The sequence below is a fragment of the Aporhodopirellula rubra genome (assembly GCF_014192335.1).
Lineage (GTDB): Bacteria > Planctomycetota > Planctomycetia > Pirellulales > Pirellulaceae > Rhodopirellula > Rhodopirellula rubra.
Map to the genome: position 1 here is coordinate 1 of NZ_JACHXU010000065.1, position 1,648 is coordinate 1,648.

The 1,648-nt window shown below is 52.2% G+C and carries 2 protein-coding genes; both read right to left on the bottom strand.

Annotated elements, in window-relative coordinates; all coding sequences use genetic code 11:
- Window positions 1–116 precede the first annotated feature (116 nt).
- Window positions 117–749: a hypothetical protein gene (locus tag FHS27_RS30625; RefSeq protein WP_184310259.1), complete on the bottom strand. Its 633-nt coding sequence runs from the start codon at window positions 747–749 to the stop codon at window positions 117–119.
- 161 nt (window positions 750–910) lie between these two features.
- Window positions 911–1,489, bottom strand: coding sequence for a hypothetical protein (locus tag FHS27_RS30630; protein ID WP_184310261.1), 579 nt, complete (start codon window positions 1,487–1,489; stop codon window positions 911–913).
- Window positions 1,490–1,648: the final 159 nt, after the last annotated feature.

Here is a 1,648-nt window from a genome sequence, read left to right on the forward strand (position 1 = left end):
AAACAACCTTGCCAGCCCAGTTAGCTTCTGGCAATGAGCGTCAAAAATGATTTTTTGACGCCATCTATAAATTGCGTTTCGGGTTTGAGTTCACGTCGACTCATTTTCGATGGCATTCAATTGGAAAGTGACGAAGTGATATGTTCGAGATCGGAGTTGTCGATGATTCTGCAATCAACAAGCGTTTCTCGTAGCACACGAACCAACTCAATATCCGTCGCATTCAGCTCAAGTACAATTGTCTGCAACGCGTCCAAGCCATACAGGTACGACAACCCTGAATCTGTCGACTGGCTATCATCGAGCCATAGCCATTCTAGCTGCTTGAGTTTGGCCAGATGGCGCAAGCCAGCATCGGTGACGGACGAATGTCGCAGGTCCAAGGCGCGAACGTGTGGATGTTCGGTCGCGAACTTTCGTAGCGCGTGATTGTCGAACGCAGCGTATGGGCCAAAATCCCCGGAATTGATGTACACGTTCATTGTGATTGGCACTATCCACTGGTCGAATTCGTTGGGGTGGTGTGGATCGATATCATTCGCTCGCAGCCATACGATTCTCCCGTTGACGTAACCGACTGACGAAACATGCTTGTCAATGATTGGCCGCACCGACTTTTTCACGAAACTCTGTTTCTGAACGCGGCGAAATTGAATCAGCGCGACTGAAAAGGAAGCCCCAAGCGCCGCCATCACTAGTAGGATCGCTCGAATAGAGAACTGCCAACGTGAAACGCCTGTCGAACTCATCTTGAAATCCCAAATGGTTATTAAATCAACGGCCTTGCCGCTGTCTTCATGTAGCTTGGGGGATTAGAGCCTCTCTTTGCCGAGACGATGCGCAGGAAATCCAACACGTAAAGTCCGACGAACGTCCGACGTCACCGAGGCCCGGGAGTGACGTCTCCATTTCATTTAACCGATCCACCGGGCCTTCGGTGCACGTCATTGTTACTCACTCGTCCCCGAAACAAAGCACGAAGCCATCCGAACGCAGATGGCGGTTTCGAACGGTAGATTTCAGCAGGTATTCCGAGCAGCATCGGTCCGAAGAGAACGCATCCGTCAATCCGCGAACCAGATTCCACTGCGTTGTGGATAGTGTCCAGCATCGCACCGCGACTGGCAATCGCAGTGAAACGATCACGGTCGTTTTCGTTGTGAATCATCTGTGTCGCAATTTCTGCGCATGCGGCGAAAAGCGGCTCGGCGATAAATGGAAATTCGCGCCTACGGCCTCGTTCGTCATTCGCAAAAAACGTCTGCGGTAGAGTGAGGGACCATTTGTGCCCGATTAGAACGAGCCCAAACGCTTCGGGAGGCCAATCAATCAGCCTCCTAACCGTTAATGCATCCTCGTGAAGTGATGCGGCGCGTTTTTCGAGCTCGTCATCGACGAGAGATGCGTCTGCGAGCAGTTCAATCGCAGCGTTCAGAGCGTTTCGATCAACGTCGAGCGTCAAGTTCTTCAGTCGGGTAACGTCGGACATCACGGGGCACGGAGAGTTGACTATCCATTGCGAAAAACCCCGCAAGCCGTGCTCCCGTGCATGTGTACGCCCGACATGGGCGTGAACTTGTGGGGTGCCGTTTCCTTCGGGAAACCAGTCCCCTGTACGAAAACGGAACTTGAACGAAGGACAGGATAC

Coding starts and splice junctions, on each gene's coding strand:
- FHS27_RS30625 (WP_184310259.1), bottom strand. CDS start 749: ATGAGTTCGACAGGCGTTTCACGTTGGCAGTTCTCTATTCGAGCGATC.
- FHS27_RS30630 (WP_184310261.1), bottom strand. CDS start 1,489: ATGTCCGACGTTACCCGACTGAAGAACTTGACGCTCGACGTTGATCGA.